At 62.8% G+C, this 19,485-nt stretch carries 21 protein-coding genes and 1 pseudogene; 13 read left to right on the top strand and 9 right to left on the bottom strand.

Going from position 1 to position 19,485, the window contains the following annotated elements; genetic code table 11:
• Positions 1-139: 139 nt before the first annotated feature.
• A complete protein-coding gene (ctrA, locus tag B7Y43_RS10450) occupies positions 140-841 on the bottom strand; it encodes a response regulator transcription factor (RefSeq protein WP_374131593.1) in 702 nt (233 codons plus the stop codon).
• A gap of 171 nt (positions 842-1,012) precedes the next feature.
• Complete coding sequence (locus tag B7Y43_RS10445) at positions 1,013-1,918, bottom strand: LysR family transcriptional regulator (protein ID WP_374131592.1); 906 nt, start codon at positions 1,916-1,918, stop codon at positions 1,013-1,015.
• 109 nt (positions 1,919-2,027) lie between these two features.
• Here B7Y43_RS10445 and B7Y43_RS10440 point away from each other — a divergent pair, with 109 nt between their 5' ends.
• Complete coding sequence (locus B7Y43_RS10440; protein ID WP_374131591.1) at positions 2,028-2,741, top strand: pirin family protein; 714 nt, start codon at positions 2,028-2,030, stop codon at positions 2,739-2,741.
• Between the two features lie 125 nt (positions 2,742-2,866).
• The gene (gene wrbA, locus B7Y43_RS10435) at positions 2,867-3,469 is read left to right on the top strand and encodes an NAD(P)H:quinone oxidoreductase (protein WP_374131590.1); all 603 of its coding nucleotides are present in this window, start codon (positions 2,867-2,869) and stop codon (positions 3,467-3,469) included.
• Between the two features lie 187 nt (positions 3,470-3,656).
• Here wrbA and B7Y43_RS10430 read toward each other — a convergent pair whose 3' ends face one another.
• The gene (locus B7Y43_RS10430; RefSeq protein WP_374131589.1) at positions 3,657-4,544 is read right to left on the bottom strand and encodes a D-alanyl-D-alanine carboxypeptidase family protein; all 888 of its coding nucleotides are present in this window, start codon (positions 4,542-4,544) and stop codon (positions 3,657-3,659) included.
• Positions 4,545-4,606: 62 nt separating this feature from the next.
• Between B7Y43_RS10430 and B7Y43_RS10425 the strand changes: the two genes are divergently transcribed.
• The 4 genes from B7Y43_RS10425 to B7Y43_RS10410 all read left to right on the top strand — a co-directional run bounded on the left by B7Y43_RS10425 (position 4,607) and on the right by B7Y43_RS10410 (position 7,315).
• Positions 4,607-5,296: an RluA family pseudouridine synthase gene (locus B7Y43_RS10425; protein ID WP_374131588.1), complete on the top strand. Its 690-nt coding sequence runs from the start codon at positions 4,607-4,609 to the stop codon at positions 5,294-5,296.
• Complete coding sequence (gene arfB / locus B7Y43_RS10420; RefSeq protein ID WP_374131587.1) at positions 5,289-5,696, top strand: aminoacyl-tRNA hydrolase; 408 nt, start codon at positions 5,289-5,291, stop codon at positions 5,694-5,696. Before B7Y43_RS10425 ends, arfB begins: the two co-directional genes overlap by 8 nt.
• Before the next feature lie 62 nt (positions 5,697-5,758).
• Positions 5,759-6,238, top strand: coding sequence for a GAF domain-containing protein (locus B7Y43_RS10415; RefSeq protein ID WP_374131586.1), 480 nt, complete (start codon positions 5,759-5,761; stop codon positions 6,236-6,238).
• 123 nt (positions 6,239-6,361) lie between these two features.
• On the top strand, positions 6,362-7,315 hold the full coding sequence (locus B7Y43_RS10410; RefSeq protein WP_374131585.1) for an RcnB family protein: 954 nt from the start codon (positions 6,362-6,364) through the stop codon (positions 7,313-7,315).
• 179 nt (positions 7,316-7,494) lie between these two features.
• Here the strand turns inward: B7Y43_RS10410 and B7Y43_RS10405 are convergent, their stop codons facing one another.
• The 3 genes from B7Y43_RS10405 to B7Y43_RS10395 form a co-directional block, all read right to left on the bottom strand.
• Positions 7,495-8,793, bottom strand: coding sequence for a M28 family peptidase (locus B7Y43_RS10405; protein WP_374131584.1), 1,299 nt, complete (start codon positions 8,791-8,793; stop codon positions 7,495-7,497).
• A gap of 39 nt (positions 8,794-8,832) precedes the next feature.
• Complete coding sequence (locus B7Y43_RS10400; RefSeq protein WP_374131583.1) at positions 8,833-9,525, bottom strand: hypothetical protein; 693 nt, start codon at positions 9,523-9,525, stop codon at positions 8,833-8,835.
• Positions 9,526-9,590: 65 nt separating this feature from the next.
• Positions 9,591-10,046: a universal stress protein gene (locus tag B7Y43_RS10395; RefSeq protein WP_374131582.1), complete on the bottom strand. Its 456-nt coding sequence runs from the start codon at positions 10,044-10,046 to the stop codon at positions 9,591-9,593.
• A gap of 145 nt (positions 10,047-10,191) precedes the next feature.
• On the opposite strand from B7Y43_RS10395, the gene B7Y43_RS10390 reads away from it, so the two are divergent.
• The 5 genes from B7Y43_RS10390 to lpdA are packed head-to-tail and all read left to right on the top strand — an operon-like array spanning position 10,192 to position 14,163.
• Positions 10,192-11,505, top strand: coding sequence for a dihydrolipoamide acetyltransferase family protein (locus tag B7Y43_RS10390; RefSeq protein WP_374131581.1), 1,314 nt, complete (start codon positions 10,192-10,194; stop codon positions 11,503-11,505).
• 9 nt (positions 11,506-11,514) lie between these two features.
• Complete coding sequence (locus B7Y43_RS10385; protein ID WP_374131580.1) at positions 11,515-11,739, top strand: hypothetical protein; 225 nt, start codon at positions 11,515-11,517, stop codon at positions 11,737-11,739.
• Positions 11,736-12,359: an NADPH-dependent F420 reductase gene (locus B7Y43_RS10380; protein ID WP_374131579.1), complete on the top strand. Its 624-nt coding sequence runs from the start codon at positions 11,736-11,738 to the stop codon at positions 12,357-12,359. The genes B7Y43_RS10385 and B7Y43_RS10380 overlap by 4 nt, the downstream gene beginning before the upstream one ends.
• Positions 12,352-12,744, top strand: a complete 393-nt coding sequence (locus B7Y43_RS10375; RefSeq protein WP_374131578.1) for an acyl-CoA thioesterase — start codon at positions 12,352-12,354, stop codon at positions 12,742-12,744. The genes B7Y43_RS10380 and B7Y43_RS10375 overlap by 8 nt, the downstream gene beginning before the upstream one ends.
• 24 nt (positions 12,745-12,768) lie before the next feature.
• Positions 12,769-14,163, top strand: coding sequence for a dihydrolipoyl dehydrogenase (gene lpdA / locus B7Y43_RS10370; RefSeq protein WP_374131577.1), 1,395 nt, complete (start codon positions 12,769-12,771; stop codon positions 14,161-14,163).
• A gap of 57 nt (positions 14,164-14,220) precedes the next feature.
• On the opposite strand, the gene B7Y43_RS10365 is transcribed toward lpdA, so the two are convergent.
• A complete protein-coding gene (locus B7Y43_RS10365) occupies positions 14,221-15,027 on the bottom strand; it encodes a lectin ESA-2 (RefSeq protein ID WP_374131576.1) in 807 nt (268 codons plus the stop codon).
• Positions 15,028-15,416: 389 nt separating this feature from the next.
• Between B7Y43_RS10365 and B7Y43_RS10360 the strand changes: the two genes are divergently transcribed.
• Positions 15,417-16,679, top strand: coding sequence for an amidohydrolase family protein (locus B7Y43_RS10360; RefSeq protein ID WP_374131575.1), 1,263 nt, complete (start codon positions 15,417-15,419; stop codon positions 16,677-16,679).
• 571 nt (positions 16,680-17,250) lie between these two features.
• Here B7Y43_RS10360 and B7Y43_RS10355 read toward each other — a convergent pair.
• Both B7Y43_RS10355 and B7Y43_RS10350 read right to left on the bottom strand, forming a co-directional pair.
• The gene (locus tag B7Y43_RS10355) at positions 17,251-17,652 is read right to left on the bottom strand and encodes a polymer-forming cytoskeletal protein (protein WP_374131574.1); all 402 of its coding nucleotides are present in this window, start codon (positions 17,650-17,652) and stop codon (positions 17,251-17,253) included.
• 175 nt (positions 17,653-17,827) lie between these two features.
• Entirely contained in the window at positions 17,828-19,000 is a 1,173-nt protein-coding gene (locus B7Y43_RS10350) for a hypothetical protein (RefSeq protein WP_374131573.1), read from the bottom strand.
• Positions 19,001-19,290: 290 nt separating this feature from the next.
• Between B7Y43_RS10350 and rpsL the strand changes: the two are divergent.
• Positions 19,291-19,485: pseudogene (gene rpsL / locus B7Y43_RS10345) on the top strand (30S ribosomal protein S12); the annotation flags it as partial.

Genomic DNA, 19,485 nt, shown 5'->3' with positions numbered 1-19,485 from the left:
GGGTAAGGGGTGAGTTGTCGATTCGACGCCACCCATTTTGGGCGAGACATTTGCCGATAAATCGTTGGCGCAGCGCACAAAAAAGCCCGCAGCGCCCTTATCGGGAACCGCGGGCTTTTTCCCCCGTCTTTAGCTCGTTTTACGCGACGGCAGCTTCCTGCACATCGTCCGGTTCGCGCAGCACATAGCCGCGGCCCCAGACGGTCTCGATATAATTGTCGCCCTCGCATGCCATGCTGAGCTTCTTGCGCAGCTTGCAGATGAAGACGTCGATGATCTTGAGTTCGGGTTCGTCCATGCCGCCATAAAGGTGGTTCAGGAACATTTCCTTGGTGAGCGTGGTGCCCTTGCGCAGGCTGAGCAGCTCAAGCATCGCATATTCTTTGCCGGTCAGGTGGACGCGGGCGCCATCGACTTCGACGGTCTTGGCATCCAGGTTGACGGCGAGCTTGCCGGTGCGGATGACCGACTGCGAATGGCCCTTTGAGCGGCGGACGACCGCATGGATGCGGGCGGTGAGTTCTTCGCGGTGGAACGGCTTGGTGACATAATCGTCAGCGCCGAAGCCGAACGAGCGGACCTTGCTGTCCATTTCGTTGATGCCCGACAGGATTAGCACCGGCGTCTGCACCCGGGCGACGCGCAGCTTTTTCAGCACGTCATAGCCATGCATGTCTGGCAGGTTCAAATCGAGCAGGATGATATCATAATCATAGAGCTTACCGAGATCGAGGCCCTCTTCGCCAAGATCGGTGGTGTAGACGTTAAAGCCTTCCGCCGAGAGCATCAGCTCGATGGCCTTGGCCGTGGTGGGCTCGTCTTCGATCAGCAGCACGCGCATCTGGCTATTCCCCTGTTGCTCGCAGCCCCGAACGTCCCCAGTCGCTCGGCACCGTCACACATATTCCATTAACCTCATCAGTGATGAAGGTAAAAGGTTAATTTGTGATTAAGCGGCCTCAATCCACGAGTCGCGTACAATTCCTGAGTCAGAAGAATCACTTGGCCGCCGTTAAATTTTGGTCTGGCAGACCCCGGTTAACGTTGCGGTGAGGTGATTGACGAGCATTTCCACGCGGCGGGGTCGCAAGGGGCTGGGCGGGGTCATCAAATGCAGCGCAATCGGTGGCCCGCGCCAGTCGGTCAGGACCGCTTCCAACCGTCCGGCGGCAAGATCGGCGCCGACAAAAAAGTCCGGCAGCGTAGCGATGCCCAGACCGGCGCGAAGCGCAGGCAGCATCGCATCGCCGCTGTTCGACCGGAACGACCCCGCCGGGCGCACCGCGACCTCCTCGCCCCTGGGGCCAGTAAAGCGCCAAGGGCCGCTGGCATTAGTATAGGCAAAACAAACATGCTCGCCGAGTTGGGCAGGGTGCGTCGGCCGACCATGGCGGGCAAGATAGGCGGGCGCAGCGACAATATGGGTCGGAATTGGCCCCAGCCGGCGCGCGCGAAGGCTGCTGTCGGGCAGGTCGCCGATGCGCAGCGCAATGTCGATGCCCTCCGCGACGATATCAATCAGCGCGTCGGAGAGGTGCAGGTCGATCTCAAGCGCCGGATGGGCGGCGATAAAATCGGCAATAACCGGCGCAACATGCAGCAAGCCAAAACTCATCGGTGCACTCACCCGAACCAGCCCGGCCAGGGCCGATGTCGAATCATGCGCGGCTTCTTCGGCAGCACGTGCCTCACCCAGGATGCGATGCGCATGTTCGGCCAGTGCCTTGCCGGTCGTCGTCAGCGACAGGCGGCGCGATGTCCGGTTGAACAGGCTGGTGCCGATATGCGCCTCCAGCCGAGTGATTGCCTTTGAAACGGTCGCCTTGGACAAGCCAATCGCTTCAGCGGCGCCGCTGAACGATCGGTGCTCGACGACGCTGGCGAAGATCGCCCAGCCCTCCAGATCGGGTAGCCGCATCGCGATTTTCTCCGGTATTAGTGAATATTCGGAAACGATAGGTTTCCATCGTTTCCATTTACGCCGCGTTTGCAACCTCTATCTTGGCGGCAACACAAAGGAGGTTCCAATGCTTACCAAAAACCGCATCGACCGCCGGACATTCGACAGCCTTGGTCATGCCGATCATGGCTGGCTTAACGCCCGTCATCACTTCTCCTTCGCCAGCTATTACGACCCTGACCGGATGGGCTGGGGCAGCATCCGGGTGTGGAACGACGACGAAATCGCTGCCAATTCGGGCTTTCCGCCGCATCCGCACCGCGACATGGAGATCATCACCTATGTCCGCACCGGGGCAATCACCCATCAGGATTCGCTGGGGAATACCGGCCGGACGGTGGCGGGTGACGTGCAGGTGATGAGCGCGGGAACGGGCGTTCGCCATTCGGAATATAATCTCGAATCCGAAACGACGACCTTGTTCCAGATCTGGATCGAACCGAAGCGGCTGGGCGGCAGCCCGAGCTGGGGCGCCAAGCCATTCCCCAAGGATGATCGCTCGGGCAAGTTCGTGACGCTCGCCAGCGGGTTTGCCGAGGATGAAGGCGCCCTGCCGATCCGCGCTGATGCCCGGCTGCTCGCCGCCACTGTCAAAGCGGGTGAAACCACCAGCTACGAACTTGGCGGTGGCCGCCACGGCTATCTCGTGCCAGCCACTGGCGTGATTGAGATTGACGGCGCCCGGATCAACGCCCGCGACGGTGTCGCGCTGCTGGGCGGGCAGACGATCACCATCACCGCAATTGAGGATGCCGAGATCGTTTTGGTCGATTCTGAATAGGCCAGCGTTCGTTGCAATGCCGTTTCCGGGTCCGTTCGCGGACGCGGACGGGGCGGGTGCGGCTTTTCCCCAAGCAGACCCAACGTGCCCGCCCCGAAAAGTCCCACCAATAAGGAAGCATCGTCATGTCAAAAGTACTTGTTCTCTATTATTCCTCTTATGGTCATATCGAGCAGATGGCCGAAGCCGTTGCCGAAGGTGCCCGTGCCGCTGGGGCGATCGCCGATGTTCGCCGCGTACCGGAAACCGCGCCGCAAGCGGTGGTTGCGGCGGCGCATTTCAAGACCGACAGCGCCCATCCGGTGATTGGTTCTGTCGAAGAACTGGCCAGCTATGACGCGATCGTGATCGGCGCGCCAACACGCTTCGGGCGGATGCCCAGCCAGATGACGGCGTTTCTCGATCAGGCCGGCGGGTTGTGGATGCGCGGCGCGCTCAACGGCAAGGTCGGCGGGGCGTTCACCTCAAGCGCGACCCAGCATGGCGGCCAGGAAGTCACGCTGTTTTCGATCATCACCAATTTGCTGCATTTCGGGATGACGATCGTCGGGCTGGATTATGGCTATCAGGCGCAAATGGGCGTTGATGAAGTGAAGGGCGGATCGCCCTATGGCGCGACGACGATCGCCGATGGCAATGGCAGCCGTCAGCCGAGCGCGGTTGAGCTTGATGGCGCCCGCTATCAGGGACGGCGCATTGCTGAAGTGGCGATCAAGCAGGCTGCCTGATCGTATCCCGCTAGAGCACCGTACTTGAAGTTTGAATCACCCCCCCGTTCGTCCTGAGTTGGGGCTGAGCTTGTCGAAGACCCGTATCGAAGGACGTGCCCCAAGCGCCGTCCTTCGATACGCCATTTCGACAAGCTCAATGGCTACTCAGGACAAACGGATCATATTTTCAGCACGATGCTCTAGGTTACCGCAGCGGCGGCGTCTCGATCCGGGGCGTCGCCGTTGGTGCGGCTGCAGGCGCCTGAGTGCCGGGCGCCGCAATCAGCGGCGACATCGGAGCGACCGATGGCATTTGCCGGGCGCTGGACGAAACGGCATTCCCCCCCGGTCTGCCCGGTGCCGCGATCAAGGGCGGGACGGCCAGTACCGGCGTTCCTTCCGGAATCATCGGCAGTGCTGCAAAATCGCGGCGGGCGCGGGCAAAGATCGCGCGGGCCGGGCCGGCGCCGGCGGCGCTTGCCGATGTGCCGACCCAGCGCCAATGCCAGGGTTCCCAGGTCACCCCTTGCGCATTGCCCGCCGGGAAGGAGAGTTCGAACCCGAAATCAGGCGCATGAGCGATTAGCCATTTTCCGGCCGGCGTCCAGGCGAAGCAGGCATCGACATCGCGGCACCCTGGTGAGGGGCGGGTACCGAAATCGATCGCATAGCCCGTCGCGTGTTCGCTATAACCCGGTGGCCCCACGGCGCGGGCACGTTCGGCTGCGTTGCGACAGCGCTTGTTCGGCCCGATCTGGCTGCAGAATACCGCGCGCTGGCGTTCAATCGTACGATAGCAGGATACTGCCCGGATCCGCCCGGCCATGCCTGGCGTCAGCGCAGCGGCAGCCAGCATGCGTCCCAGATCCGCCGCCGCTTCGGGACGCAAGAGACAGGGCAGCCCGAGCGCAAAGGCCGCCGGGGCGGGGACCAGTTCCGATACCGTCGCCTGGCCATAGGGCAAATGGCCAAGCAGCCTTCCGTCAGCGCCAACCGCGACGTTCTCACTTGGGCATAGATGCTGGGTAGTTGCTTGCGCAGTGATCGGCGCCAGGGCGATAACCGCCAGCGCCAGAGCGAATTGGTTCTTCATGGGGTCCTCGGGCCGATGCGCTTTTTCTGGCACGCGGGCGCGGCGAGTGGCAAGGGCGTGTGATGATTACAGACCATGTTCTTTTTATCGACGGTGAAGCAATCGTCATCGACAAGCCTGCGGGCCTGCCGGTCGATCCGCCGCGTGACGGCGCGCTCAGCCTGGAAAACCATCTGCAAAGCCTGACCTTCGGCTTTCAGCGCTGGCCGCAGGCGGTGCATCGGTTGGATCGTGACACCAGCGGTTGCCTGCTGCTGTCGCGCAATCCCAAGGCGCATAAGCGCTTCCAACGGGTGTTTGAGGCTGGGCTGGTCACCAAACGCTATCTCGCGGTGCTGGATGGCATCCCTGACGGGGAAAGCGGGTTGATCGATCTCGCACTCGACAAGATCAGCAGCGAAGCAGAGGGCTGGCGGATGATTGGCAGCCCCAAGGGCAAGCCATCGCGCACCCATTGGCGGCTGGTGCGCGTGATCGGTGCGCAATCGCTGGTCGAGTTTTCGCCTGAAACCGGGCGCACCCACCAGATCCGCGTGCACGCCGCAGAGGCGTTGGGCGCGCCGGTCGCGGGTGATCCGGTCTATGGGCGCAAGGGCCCGCACGGGATGCTGCTGCACGCGGCGGCACTGACCGTCCCGCGCGAGGGCAAGCCCGATGTGACTGCCGAAGCGCCGCTGCCTGAACGGTTCGTGGCGGCCGGCTTTGGCCCAGCGCCGACCGCTGAGCCCGCGCCTGAGACCAGCGATGGCTGAGTATGTCCTCCCCGAAAGCGCGATCGAGGAGGAGCGTTTCCTGGCCGCATCGGGACCGGGCGGGCAGAATGTCAACAAGGTGGCGACCGCGGTGCAATTGCGCGTCGATGTGTTCAAGCTGGGGCTCGCGCCCGATGTTTATCAGCGGCTGAAGACGCTTGCTGGCACCAAGATGACGACAGCGGGTGAGATCGTGATTACCGCGCGCAAATTCCGCACCCAGAATGCCAATCGCGTCGATGCCCGAGCGCGGCTGTCCGAGCTGATCGGCAAGGCGCATGATCGCCCGGTCCGCCGCGTCAAGACCAAGCCGAGCAAAGCCGCCAAGGCGCGCCGCGTCGACGCGAAAAAGGGGCGGAGCGAAGTGAAGGCGGGACGCGGTCGGGTGTCGGTGGATTGAGTGCTGCCCCTTGCCAAGCGGAGGGGCCGACGCCACCTGCGGGGCCAATGCAGGAGCTAGCGATGTACGCCTTTACCGTTGATACCAGTGCCAAGGCTGAATTGTACCGCGATTTGCGATCGGCGCTCGATGCGCTCACCGCTGACGAGCCCGATGCGGTGGCGAATATGGCCAATGCAGCCGCGCTGATCTGGCAATATCTGCCCGATCTCAACTGGGCGGGCTTTTATCGGCTGGTTGGCAGTGAACTGGTGCTCGGGCCGTTCCAGGGCAAACCGGCGTGCATACGCATCGCGATGGGCAGCGGCGTGTGCGGGACGGTTGCGGCGACGCTGGCGACGCAGCTGGTAGACGATGTTCATGCCTTTCCCGGGCACATCGCCTGCGATGCCGATAGCCGATCCGAACTGGTCGTGCCGGTTGTGCGCGACGGCATGCTGATCGGTGTGCTCGACCTCGACAGCCCGATCGCGGCGCGCTTCGATGCTGCGGACGCCGCCGGGGTGGAAGCACTCGCCGCGTTGCTCGCCGGGCGTATCTGACCCGAACTGGGACAGTGCTTAAGGTGGCGAAAAACCGCCAAAATTGGTAACGATGCCGTTAAGAAATTACGGTTTGTTCGGCCCGGATCATCGTCCGGCGGACGACCGGGCGGAGAGTTAACCATGCAAACCCCCAAGATCGTGTCGCTTGCGCTGGCAGCGATCGTGCTGGCCGGCCCCGCCGACGCACAGCGACTCGGGCGCGGGCAGATGATCGCCCCGCAGATCAACGTTCCGGTCAGCGGGCCGCAGGGTGGGCCGGCACCGATGCTGGCACCGTCGGGTGGCGGCCGCACTGGCGCGCCGCCGATGATGATGTCGCGGCCAGCCAATCCACCAGCCAATCCAAACGTTAATCCGCCCCTGAACCGGATGCCGCGGCTGCAGGGCCAACGCTGGGGCGGCCAGGTCGGTGGTCGCTGGATCGGCGGTGTGCAGGCCCCTGGCGGCTGGAATGGCTATCGCCGCCCATGGCGCGGCTTTGCGCTGCCCAGCTACTGGATCGCACCGAGTTTTTTCATCGGCAATTTTGCCAGCTATGGCCTGGCCCCGCCGCCATACGGCTATCGCTGGTCGCGCTATTATGACGATGCGGTGCTGATCGACGATCGCGGCCGGGTGCATGACAGCGTCAGCGGGATTGGCTGGGATGGCCGTGATGATCAGGACAGCGACTATGCCGGGGATCAGCCAGGCTATGGCGCCCCCTATCCAGCGCCCGGCATTGGCTATGAGGGCAGCTATCAGGGCAGTTATGAAGTGAATGGCCAACGGGGCTATCAGCAGGGCCGGCAAAGCGGCCGATATGGGCCGAAGCCGCAGGTGCAGGCCGGCGCGGTGGTCCAGCCGCTCTATCCGCATGGCTATACCCAGACCTGGTCGGCGGGCAGCGGCTATTATTATCCCGGTGGTGTCACGACGACGATTACGGTGCAGCAGGCCCCGGTCGTCACCACGACCGTCACTGAATATATCGAGGAAACAGTGTACCGCACCCCCGTTCGCCGCAGCTATCGCAAGCCCGTGCGCCACGGGCGCGCAAAGCCAAAGTGCAGCTGCGCCTGCGCTTGCCGATAGGCGATTTTTCGGGCGCGTTGCGCTAGAATTGTTCGTGACACCCCAATTCACCCCTCCCCTTCAGGGGAGGGGACGGGGGTGGGGCGTGTCCACAAGCGCTGCGCCGGCGGAGAGCCCCCACCCCAACCCCTCCCCTGAAGAGGAGGGGCTTTAGTGACTCCACGCGATCGCAAACAGAGCTAAGGGCGGGGCGCCGGTCCCGCCAACACCGGCAGGCTTTCCGCGCCATTTGCTGCCAGCGCGGCCACGGCGAAGAGGTGATCGTCGATCGAGGTGTTGACCAGCGTCACGCCCGGCTCGGTCACATCCTTATGGCCTGTCCAACGATCAGTATCGGTGCGCCGCCAATAAACGCGGTAGCCGGCCGCCCCCTTTACCGGCGCCCATTTCACCGCCGTGTCAAAGGACAGTGCGCCGTTGATCGTCACTTGCTTGGGCGCAGCAGGCGCGCTGGCGAAGCGGCGGATCGCAGCGACGTTGATCGCGGTGACCTTGGCGAGATAGGGGAAATCCATCTTGTCCACGGTGTCGCCATAATCAATGCCGCCCTCGCTCCGGATGTCCTGGTGCTGCTGCGTCCAGTTTTCCGCGCCGACGGAAAAGCGCACCGCCGGATAGCCGAGCTTTAGAAACGGCTCATGATCGCCGCCGCGCCCGAAACGATCGGGCCGCCGGTCCATAAACACGTCGAGCCCACCGGGGATATCCCCGGCAATCGCGTCGATCGTCTTGGCCAGCGCGCGGGAGGGGCCGTCATCCTCGCCGCCATTGCCGCGCCGGGCGAGCTGCTCAGCGATTGTTTCCGACGCGCGAATGCCTTCGGAAAACACCCGAACCCGGCCTGCCACCCGAATGCCATTCTGCCCCATCGTATTGCCGACGATATCGTTGTTGAGCATCGCTGAGACCTCCCAGCCGCGATCCCTGGCGGTTTCGGCGAGCAATTGCCCGCCCCACAACCCCTGTTCCTCGCCCGAGAAGACCGCATAGACGATCGTCGCCTCGAACTTCTCGGGCGACAGCAGCCGCGCTGCCTCCATGACCAGCGCCACGCCCGATGCATTGTCATTGGCGCCCGGCGCGTCCTTGGTCACGTCAAGCGTATCGGTGCCGCGGCTGTCGATATGCGCGCCGACGATGACGACGCGATTGGGATCGCGCCCCCATTGGACGCCCAGCACGTCGATCACCTCAACCCCGTTGGGTGCGCGCGGGCCTGTAAAGGTCCGACCGATGCGCTGAACCTGCATGCAACCGCACGCCTCGCCCAATTTGTCGAGCTCGTCTGCCGCCCAGGCCCGCGCCGCGCCGATACCGCGCACCGGATCAGTGGGGGACGAAAGCGTATTGCGGGTGCCGAACGAAACGAGCCTTTCAACCGTCGCCTTCAGGCGAATCGGGTCGGGCTTGTCCTTGGCATTGGCCAAAGCGGGAAGGCAGAGGGCGAGGGCGGCGGTGGCCAGCAGTGGAATGCGCATGGCGGCATGGTGGCGGCTACAGCACCCATCGGCAAGGGGCTAAGATGCAGCCGCGACCGTGCGGACATAATCCGGTTCGACCTCGGGCGCAGCGCATCCGTCCGTTGGGTAATAGGCCCCGTTGCCAAGTCGGGTGAGCAGACGGCGCGCATCGACAGCGGCGGCCGTCAGCTTCCCGTGGCCCGGCCCGGCGGCGATCCGGCGAAGCAGGGCGATCGTTCGCGCGCCGCAGCCATCGGCTGACAGCAAGCCCGCAAGCTGCGCGGTGGCCTCACGCTCTTCGCCCGGATCAATCGGCGCATTGTCGGCGGCCGAGGGCGGATAATAAAAGGGTTGCTGGTAATAATTGCGCAAATCGACATTGGCGGCGATCGTGGCGGAGGTGATATTGGCGAGCACCGCCGCAGCGCCGCCCAGTTTGAACGGCTTGCGCGGCGTGAAACGCACGATTTTGAGTTTCACGAGCACATCAAGATCGCGGACCGACCGGGTTTGCCGTACCGCGTCAATCGGCAGGCCCGACGCAAAGCCGAACAAGCCGATCCCGGCATCATCGACCACAGGCAACCGCGGCTGCTCGTCGTCGGGGAGGGCAAACTTCACCCGTTCTGCAACGATTCGGTCGATGGGCTGCATGCCGTCGGCAGCCGGCGTTGATGCGAGGCCAGCGCTCGCCAGCAGGAGAAGCGGCAGGGAAGCAAGGCGCGGAGCTAGAGAATGGCGGCGGCGCATGGACGTTCTCCCAAGAGGTCAAGGGCGATAGAGCAATGATCTAAGGCAGAATTTTGACCACCCTGCTAGCTCAGCCGATCGATTGCAGCGGCGCTTAGCCCGCCGGGCACGATCATCAGCGGGATTGGCAGGGCGCCGGCATCCGATCCGGCGAAATGGCTGATCAGCGGGCCGGGCGCGCCATGCGGGGCGGCGGCAAGCACCAGCGCGGCGATTTCCGAATTGCCGGCGATGACGTCGCGAATCACCTTGCTGGCGTCGCCCTGGCGCACGGTGATGATAGGCTTCAGCCCCGATTCCTCGATCAGTGTGCCTGCTGCGGCCGCGACCAAGGCTTCGGCATGCTGGCGCGCCTCTTCCTCGATGGTGGCCTGCACACCGCCCCAGGGCACGAACTCGGCAGCGGGCACCAGCGCCAGGATTTCGACGCCACCGCCCGTCTTCACGGCGCGGCGTGCGGCAAAGCGCAGCGCGGTTTCGGCCTCGGGCGTCTCGTCGATCACCACCAGATAGATGCGCATGGCCGTTTTTCCCCGCCAATTTCGGATCGATTTTGTCACTAAGGTGGGCCGGGACGGGTCGCTGTGCAAGCCTTGGCCTTGACCCGGCGCGCCGGATGGCGAAGGAAACGCCCACCCCCAGGACTCGCGCAAGGATTCCTCTTTCATGCCGATCGAGATCAAGATGCCCGCTCTTTCCCCAACGATGGAGGAAGGCACCCTCGCCAAATGGCTGGTCAAGGAAGGCGACAGCGTCTCTTCGGGTGATTTGATGGCCGAAATCGAAACTGACAAGGCGACGATGGAGTTCGAAGCCGTCGATGAAGGCGTGATCAGCCAGATATTGGTGGCCGAGGGGACCGACAATGTGAAAGTCGGCACAGTGATTGCGCTGCTGACGCAAGAAGGGGAGGCGGCATCGCCGCCCGCATCGCAACCGGCGTCACCTGCTAAATCGGCACCGGCTGTGCCTGATGCGGCTCCACCGGCCAGCGCGCCCGTCGCCGTGGCGCCCGCGCCGGTCGCGCCGCCGCCTGCGCCCGTTGCAAGCGGGGACCGGATCAAGGCCAGTCCCTTGGCGCGTCGATTGGCGGCCGAGAAAAGCATCGACCTTGCGACAGTGGCCGGGACTGGCCCGAATGGCCGGATCATCAAGGCCGATATCGATAGCGCGAACCCTGGTGCTGCGCCGATGGCAACGCCCGTCGCCGTGGCGCCTGCCGTCGCTGCACCCGCGCCTGCGCCAGCCGACCCTGTCCGCCCTGCCGCGCCCGTCGCGTGGGACGATACGATCCCGCACGCAATTGAGAAGCTCTCGAACATGCGCAAAACCATTGCGCGGCGGCTGACCGAGGCAAAATCGACGATTCCGCATATTTATCTGACGGTCGATGTGCGGCTTGATGCGCTGCTCAAACTGCGCGGCGAGCTCAACAAGGCGCTGGAGCCGCGCGGGGTGAAGCTGTCGGTCAATGATCTGTTGATCAAGGCGTTGGGGGTGGCGCTGATTCAGGTGCCGAAGTGCAATGTCACCTTCCTGGGCGACCAGCTCGTTTCCTATACCCGTGCCGATATCGCGGTCGCGGTATCGATCCCCGGCGGGCTGATCACCCCGATCATCAAGGACGCAGCGGGCAAGAGTGTTTCCACGATCGCCACCGAAATGAAGGACCTTGCCCAGCGGGCCAAGGACGGCAAGCTGCAGCCAGCCGAATATCAGGGGGGGACGGCGTCTATTTCCAATATGGGCATGTTCGGAATCAAGGCATTTGATGCGGTGATCAACCCGCCACAGGGGATGATCCTGGCCGTTGGCGCGGGCGAGCAGCGGCCGTATGTGATCGATGGCGCGCTCGGCATCGCCACGGTGATGTCGGTGACCGGCAGTTTCGATCACCGCGCGATCGACGGCGCGGACGGCGCGCAGCTGATGCAGGCGATCAAGGCGCTCGTCGAAAACCCGCTTGGCTTGCTGGCCTGAGGCACGATCATGCGATTTGCGATTGAACTCATGCATATTGCGCTTGGTATCGCCACCGCGATTGTGATGGCGTCGATGGCGGCCTGGGCCGTGCCGCTGGCGCGCGCGGACATCTGGAATACTGACTATGTCGTGATCGCGTTCGTCATCGGCATGGGGTATTTGCCGCTGCGTCAGGCCTGGGCCGCAGACCGCGCCGCCGAAGCTGCCGAAGCACGGGGACGAGAGGCATGAAGATTGCGGTTATCGGCACGGGTCGGGTGGGCAGCGCCATTGCCCCGAACATCGCCGCCGCCGGGCATGACGTGGTCTATGGCGTGCGCGACCCCGCCGATCCAAAGCATGCCGGTGGGGATGGGATCGCGCGGCGCTCGACGGCGGACGCGGCGGCCTGGGCCGACATTATCGTGCTGGCGATCGGCTGGGATGCGGTGGATGGCGCGCTGGCGACGATGGGGCCGATCACTGGCAAGATCCTGATTGATCCGATCAACCCCTATGATTTCCGAAACAACCTCGCCCCGCTGATCGCGCCCGATCAGTCCGCTGCAGTGTTGTTGCAGGCAAAGACCGATGCGGTGGTGGTCAAGGCGCTCAATCAGGTTGGCTCTGGCGTGATGGCCGATGCACCAGTGCGGCGGATCAAGCCGCTGCAGTTCGTTGCCGCCGATGACGCCACCGCCAAGGCGGCAGTGATGCAGTTGCTCACGGATATCGGCTTTGATGTCCGGGATGCCGGGGGCCTGGATTATGCGCGCGAGCTCGAAGGGATGGCGCGACTGTGGATCGCACAGGCCTTTGGCCTCGGTCTTGCCCCCACTATGGGCTGGGCGCTGACCGGCCCCGATGCCTGATCCGATCCCCCCTGAAAACCAGCTGGCGATCCGCGTTACGGCGATGCCGGCCGATGCCAACGCCTATGGCGACATTTTTGGCGGCTGGCTGATGAGCCTGATGGACTCCGCAGCCGGCCTGGTCGCCGCCCGTTATGCCAAAGGCCGCGCGGTAACGATCGCGGTCGAGGCGATGAAGTTCCATGCGCCCGTGTTCGTTGGCGATGAGGTCTCGGTCTATGCCGATCTGGCGCGGGTTGGGCGCACATCGATGACGATCGAAGTGCAGAGCTGGCGACGCGACCGCCATGCCGAACAATCCTGCCTTGTCACGCAAGCACGCTTCACTTTCGTCGCGATCGATGAACGGCGGATGCCGCGCGTGATTGGCGAAGAATTTGTATGATCCTCCCTCCCCAGGAGTCTGACTGTGGCTGATACTTATGATCTCATCGTGCTTGGCTCGGGCCCCGGCGGCTATGTCGCCGCGATTCGGGCGAGCCAGCTTGGCCTGAACGTAGCGATCGTCGAACGCGAGTTGCTCGGCGGCATCTGCCTCAACTGGGGCTGTATCCCGACCAAGGCGCTGCTGCGCTCCGCCGAGATTTATCATTATATGCAGCATGCCAAGGATTACGGCCTGGTCGCCGAGAAGATCAGCGCGGATATCGATGCGGTGGTGAAGCGCTCGCGCGGGGTGGCCAAGCAGCTCAACCAAGGCGTCACCCACCTGATGAAGAAGAACAAGATCGCCGTGCATATGGGCGAGGGCACGCTGACCGCCGCTAACAAAGTTGCGGTGACCAAGGACGGCAAGACCGAGGAAATCAGCGCCAAGAACATCATCCTGGCGACAGGCGCGCGGGCGCGCGACCTGCCCTTTGCCAAGGCGGACGGGAAGCGCATCTGGACCTATCGCCACGCGATGGTGCCCCCCGAAATGCCGACCAAGCTGCTCGTCATCGGTTCGGGCGCGATCGGGATCGAGTTTGCCAGCTTCTACAATGACATGGGTGCCGAAGTGACTGTGGTCGAAATGCTCGACCGGATCGTGCCGGTCGAGGATGCCGAGATTTCCGCCTTCCTGGAGAAGTCTCTGAAGAAGCAGGGCATGACGATCATGACCGGCGCTGGTGTCGAGAAGATCGATGTTGGCGCGAACGGCGTGACCGCGAGCATCAAGGCGAAGGACGGCAAGGTTGCCACCAGCGAGTTCAGCCATGTCATTGTCGCGGTCGGCATCGTGCCCAATACCGAGAATATCGGGCTTGAGGCGCTGGGCGTCGCGATGGATCGCGGCTTCCTGAAGACTGATCCGATGTGCCGCACCAATGTCGCCGGGCTCTGGGCGATCGGCGATATCACCGCGCCGCCCTGGCTCGCGCACAAGGCCAGCCATGAAGGCGTCATCGCCGCTGAGGCGATCGCCGGCGGCCATCCGCATGCGATGGACCCCAAGAACATCCCCGGCTGCACCTATTGCCACCCGCAAATCGCCAGCGTTGGCTTGACCGAGGCCAAGGCGAAGGAAGCCGGATACGATGTGAAGGTCGGCAACTTCCCCTTCATCGGCAATGGCAAGGCGATTGCGCTCGGCGAGGCGGAGGGTTTCATCAAGACGGTGTTCGACGCCAAGACCGGCGAACTGCTCGGCGCGCACATGATCGGCGCGGAAGTGACCGAGCTGATCCAGGGCTATACCATCGGCAAGACGCTGGAGACGACCGAGCAGGAATTGATGGAAACCGTCTTCCCGCATCCGACGCTCAGCGAAATGATGCATGAAAGCGTGCTCAGCGCCTATGGCCGCGCGCTGCATTTCTGAGACGCACAAGCGAGCGGACCGGGCGGCGCAGCAGCCACCCGGTCCGCCGTTTGTTGGTTAGGAAGCGCTGGTGGTGAGTGCGAGACCGATTGGGCCTTCACCAGCATAGGTCATCTGCCCGGTCAGCTTGCCATCGGCAGCCGCTTGCACGCTGACGGCAACGACACCCTGGGTACCTCGGCAGCCGATCACCCAGGTGCCGCCGGGATGCCAGGGCGCCTGATCGCCGCCCCATTGATTGGCGACGCTGTAGGTGTTGGCCATTGTCCGGGTGCCCTGGAAGCCGATCGGGCCTTCCCCGGCATAGGTCATCGTCCCGCGCAGCGTCTGGCCATTGTCGTTGCTGGAGACGTCGATGGCGACCACCGCCTGATTGTCACGGCAGCCGATCACCCATTGGCCACCCCGGTGCCATGGCGCACTGTTGCCGCCCCATTGGTTGACGGCGTTATAGGCGGTTCCTGCCGATATCGCGCCCTTCACGCCGATCGGGCCTTCGCCCGCATAGGTCATCGTCCCGGTAATGGTCTGGCCATCGTCGCTTGAGCTCAGGTTGAACGCGACCGCATTCTGCCCGTTGCGTGCGCCCAGCAGGAACAGGCCGGCATCGTGCCAGGGGGCCGAATCGCCGCCCCATTGATTTTCAACCTGATAGCAATTTTCGGTGACGAGCGTGCCGCGAAAGCCGATCGGGCCTTCGCCAGTATAGGTCATCGTGCCGGTAAAGCTGCGGCCCCCGTCGCCTGAACTGATGTTGAGGGCGATCGGCAGCTGCGCGCCACGGTTGCCGATGTTCAACACGCCGCCATCATGCCAAGGGGCGAAGTCTCCACCCCATTGGTTCTGGATCGTATAAACGGTCATTTCCTGCTCCTTTTTTGGATTTTCATGAAAATCGGCCAAGGGAATCCGACCCGCTCGATACTGATCTATCGACAGGAGGATTGGTTCGGCCGCATGTGAAGGTTAAGCAATTACTGGGCGATCTTACTGATCTGCCACAGATATTTTGATTGATGATATTGTGTCGGTCAATTCGAACTAGGTCTATTGTCGATCCAATATCTGGTCAAAGTGGTTCATTCTATTGTTGCACAATTGAATGTTGCTGATCTTACCTATTGGCCTGCCAGCCCCTGAAGCTGAGGACAAGGCGCTAACCGGGAACGCGCGCCGGGGCCGATGGCGATTCCCAGCGCGTCTTTTTAGCGATAGGGTCATCATACGAAGATTTGATGGCGTGGAGTTGGCCAATGTCGAAACGAATGATTGCCGGACTGCTGCTTGCAGTATCTGCGCCCGCCCAGGCCGAGACCGTCGTCGTCACGGCCGATCACATGGTCGATGTCGTCGCCGGCAAGACGGTGGATTATCCGGCGGTGTTCATCACCGATGGCCGCATCATCAGCGTGGCCGATGCTCGCACAGTGAAATGGGGCAGCGACGTCAAGCATATCAACCTGTCGGGGCAGACGATCCTGCCGGGGCTGATCGACATGCATGTCCATTTGACCTCGCTCGCTGAGATTGGCGGCTATCGCGGGCTGCAATATACCGACAGCTTTTGGCAGGCGGTGGGCGTCGCCAATGCCAAGAAGACGCTCGATGCCGGGTTCACCTCGGTCCGCAATGTCGGGTCGTCGGGCTTTGACGATGTCGGCTTGCGCGAGGCGATCGATGGCGGCTGGATCCCCGGGCCGCGCGTCACCACGGCCACCTATGCGATTGGCGCGACCGGCGGACATTGCGACGACAACAGCCTGCCGCCCTCATTCGACAAGCAGCAGCCCTCGGTGATCAACTCACCCGAGGAAGCGCGCGCCAAGGTGCGCTGGCTGCACAAATATGGCGCGCAGGTGATCAAGATCTGCGCAACCGGCGGCGTATTTTCGCTCGGAGACAGCGTCGGCGGGCAGCAGTTGACGCTCGAGGAGATGAAGGCAATCGCTGATGAAGCGCATATGCTCCACATCCGGGTGGCGGCGCATGCGCATGGCGACGAGGGCATCCGCACCGCGATTCTGGCGGGGATCGATACGATCGAACATGCCAGCCTTGCCTCTGATGAAACGATCAAGCTGGCGGCGGCGCGCCGCACCTGGTTCGACATGGATATCTATAATGACGATTATATCCTGGCGACCGGCACCGCCAATGGCACCGAGCAGGAGAGCCTGGACAAGGAAAAGGAGATCGGCCTGAAACAGCGCCAGACCTTCCAGCGCGCGGTCAGGGCAGGGGTGCCGATGCTGTACGGCAGCGACGCGGGCGTCTATCCGCACGGCGACAATGGCAAGCAATTCGCCAAGATGGTGCAATGGGGCATGACCCCGCTCCAGGCGATCCGAGCGGCGACCAGCAGCGCGGCGGAAGCGCTGGACAAGACCGCTGATGTCGGCGCGATTGCGGTCGGGCGCTATGGCGATATCGTCGCTGTAGCGGGCGATCCGCTAGGCGATGTGACGCTGCTCGAACATGTCAGCGCGGTCATCAAGGGCGGGGTGCGGGTTAAGTAAACCGCCGTTGGTGGGCGATTGGGCTAAAGCCGAACCATGTTGTTGTGGCTGTTGTCGCCCCACTAGCGGATATGCAGGTTTCCGTGTTACTCGCAGCGATATGAGATGGTTGCTCGTCATGGGGCTTGCATTACTTGCGACATCGTCCTCGAACGGAGGTGCCGAGCAAGCTGCCTCCATGGACCTTATCGAGCGTACTGTTGTGATGCCCGCCGGATCGGCACCGATTGCTCGATACGCTCGCTTCTACACTCGCGCACCTACCGGAGCTGTGGTCGGACTGTTTGTGATCGGTCCGCATGGCGGGCTGGACTCTGGCAAAAGGCGCTGGGTCTCTACGCTCGACGACATGCCATGGATCGCAGACGGGGGCTGTGCGGCGGTAAACGTCACACTGGAGGCAGGCTCCACCGAGGCCGATACTGCCTCCTGCAACGGTGGCGGTTGACGTCCGCTTCCCACCCAGAATCCGACTTTTGTTGGAGAGATTTGTGAACTCGGTCACCGCGGTAAGAAAAAAGGGCGCGATACCCCCGGTGTCGCGCCCTTTTTTGTATTCAGGCGTCGCCGATCAGGCGGCGGCTTCGTTCGGGCTGACCAGATGGACTGATTCCGTCGGGCGGCCCGATGTGGAGGTGCTGCTGCCGGTGAACGTCCTGCCCGAATCGGGCGAGATATGTTTCAGGCGGCCATCGATGCTGGCGCCATTTTCGATCGCGATATTTTCATATTCAACATCGCCCGTGATGCGGGCGGCGCGCTCTACGGTGAGCTGGCGGACGGACACCGTGCCCTCAATCGCGCCAGCCAGTCGCGCGGTTTCGGCGCGGACATTGCCCGCAATCCTGCTTTCGGTGCCTTGCACCAGCGATCCGCAATTCACATCGCCATCGACCCGGCCATCAATATGCAAATCCGCGGTCGCCATGATGTTGCCGGTGACAATCACATCCGAACCGAGCACGGAAAACATGCCACGCTTTCCAGCGGGCTGGCTCGGGGGCTGCGGCAAGCTGCTCGTGCCCGAATCGCGCGTTGGACGGCTATTATTGTTAAACATGCTCATAATTACCCCGCAGAAATATCTGAGTCGATGAATTGAACGCCAAAGCTACCACAGAAGCGCGGCTTTTTGCAGGTAGCTTTGCTTAAATGGTGCGTGCCAGAAGGGGATTATCGTTCGCGGCGGGTTGGAGCAATGGCGCGGCGGTCAGCCAGGTCGCCAGGAGCATCGGGATGGCCCCCACACCGGCCATCCACGGCCAGCCGACACAATAAGCGAACAGGCCCAGAATCGAGCCAAGCTGCACATAAGCCGCGATACGCCAGTCGCTCCGGTTCGGGCTGATGATCGCCAATACGAGCGCCAGCACATCCGCCAGCAGGAAATAGCGTTCGTGCATGCGCGGCAGCAATCCTGCCGTGATCAACGGGGCGAGCAGCGCGAGCCGAACCAGCATGACGGGCGTGAAATGGCGCGCGGTTGCGATAAAGCGTGCCAGATAGGCAGCGACCGCGCCGACCGCGGCGACCATCGCCAGCCCGGTAATGTCGTAGGATTGTGCGCCGAGCAGCATGGCGACCATCCAGATATTGGGCGCGTTAAGCGCGATGTCGTGAAATGTATCGGCCTGCCCCGCATAGATTGTCAGCAAATCATAGACGGGCCATCCGGCCAGCCAGGCCGGGACCAGCGTCAACGCATAGATGGCCGGCGTCCATAGCCAGTGGTGCAGCGGGACCCGGCGCGCGATCAGCAGCACCAGAATGAATGGCCCGATCAACACCGCCTGCAGCTTGATGCCGATCGCCAGCCCGCACCAGCCGAGCATCGCCGGGTGCTTGCGATCAATGGCGGCGGCCATCGCCATCAGCAGCGGCGCGGCATACATCGCATCGCTTTGCCCAAGCAGGGCAGCATTCAGGATCAGCGTGGGCAAGGCGAGCAGGCAGATGGCGAGGCGCTTGGCGTCATCGACCTTTAGACGGACGAGCAAATGCCACATTGCCGCTGCCGCCGCGACATTACCAAGTACGCCAACGACCTTGATGATAAAGCCGTCGGCGATCACCCCCTTTAGCGGCGTCGCCAGCGCGAGCAGATAGAGATAGGGTGGGTTATAGGCACCAAATGGGTGCGCGAAGGCGGCAATCGGCCCGGTATCGACGATATGATTGAACCACGGAATGTAATCGTTGATGACGTCGGTGGTGAAGATCGGCAGCAACATGGCATGCCACCAGACCGCAATGATCATGATGCCAGCGAAGATCGCTGCGCGAAGGCGGGCTTGGGGCGGGCGGATATCGCTTTGGAACATGGGGTTCGTCTACCCGAACAGGGTTAGCGCGCGGTAAAGAGCGCAGGATCCGCAATCCGCCAGACTCAATGTTGACCTCCCCCGGTGTGCCGCGTATAGGCGCGCCTGCTTCGCGGGACTCAAAGTCGCGTCGAGGCTGCTTGAACATTGCTGGATACCGTCCAGGACCGCGGAGCTCAAAAGGCTTCCATGAGGTCCTTTTTGTCATTTCCGACCCTGGGCAGGTTTGCCGTTGGGGATCCAGCAAAGTAACCGCCAGCCCCGTCTGGTAACATAAGGTGAAGGGCTTCATGCCGACGATTAACCAGCTGGTCCGCAAGGGCCGCGACCCGCAGAAGGCCAAATCCAAGGTCCCTGCGATGGACCAGAACCCGCAGAAGCGCGGTGTCTGCACGCGCGTTTATACGACGACTCCGAAAAAGCCGAACTCGGCATTGCGCAAGGTGGCCAAGGTTCGCCTGACCAACCAGCGCGAAGTCATCAGC

The sequence above is a fragment of the Sphingomonas sp. 28-62-20 genome (assembly GCF_002281505.1).
This window is presented reverse-complemented; position numbering and strand designations above follow the sequence as displayed.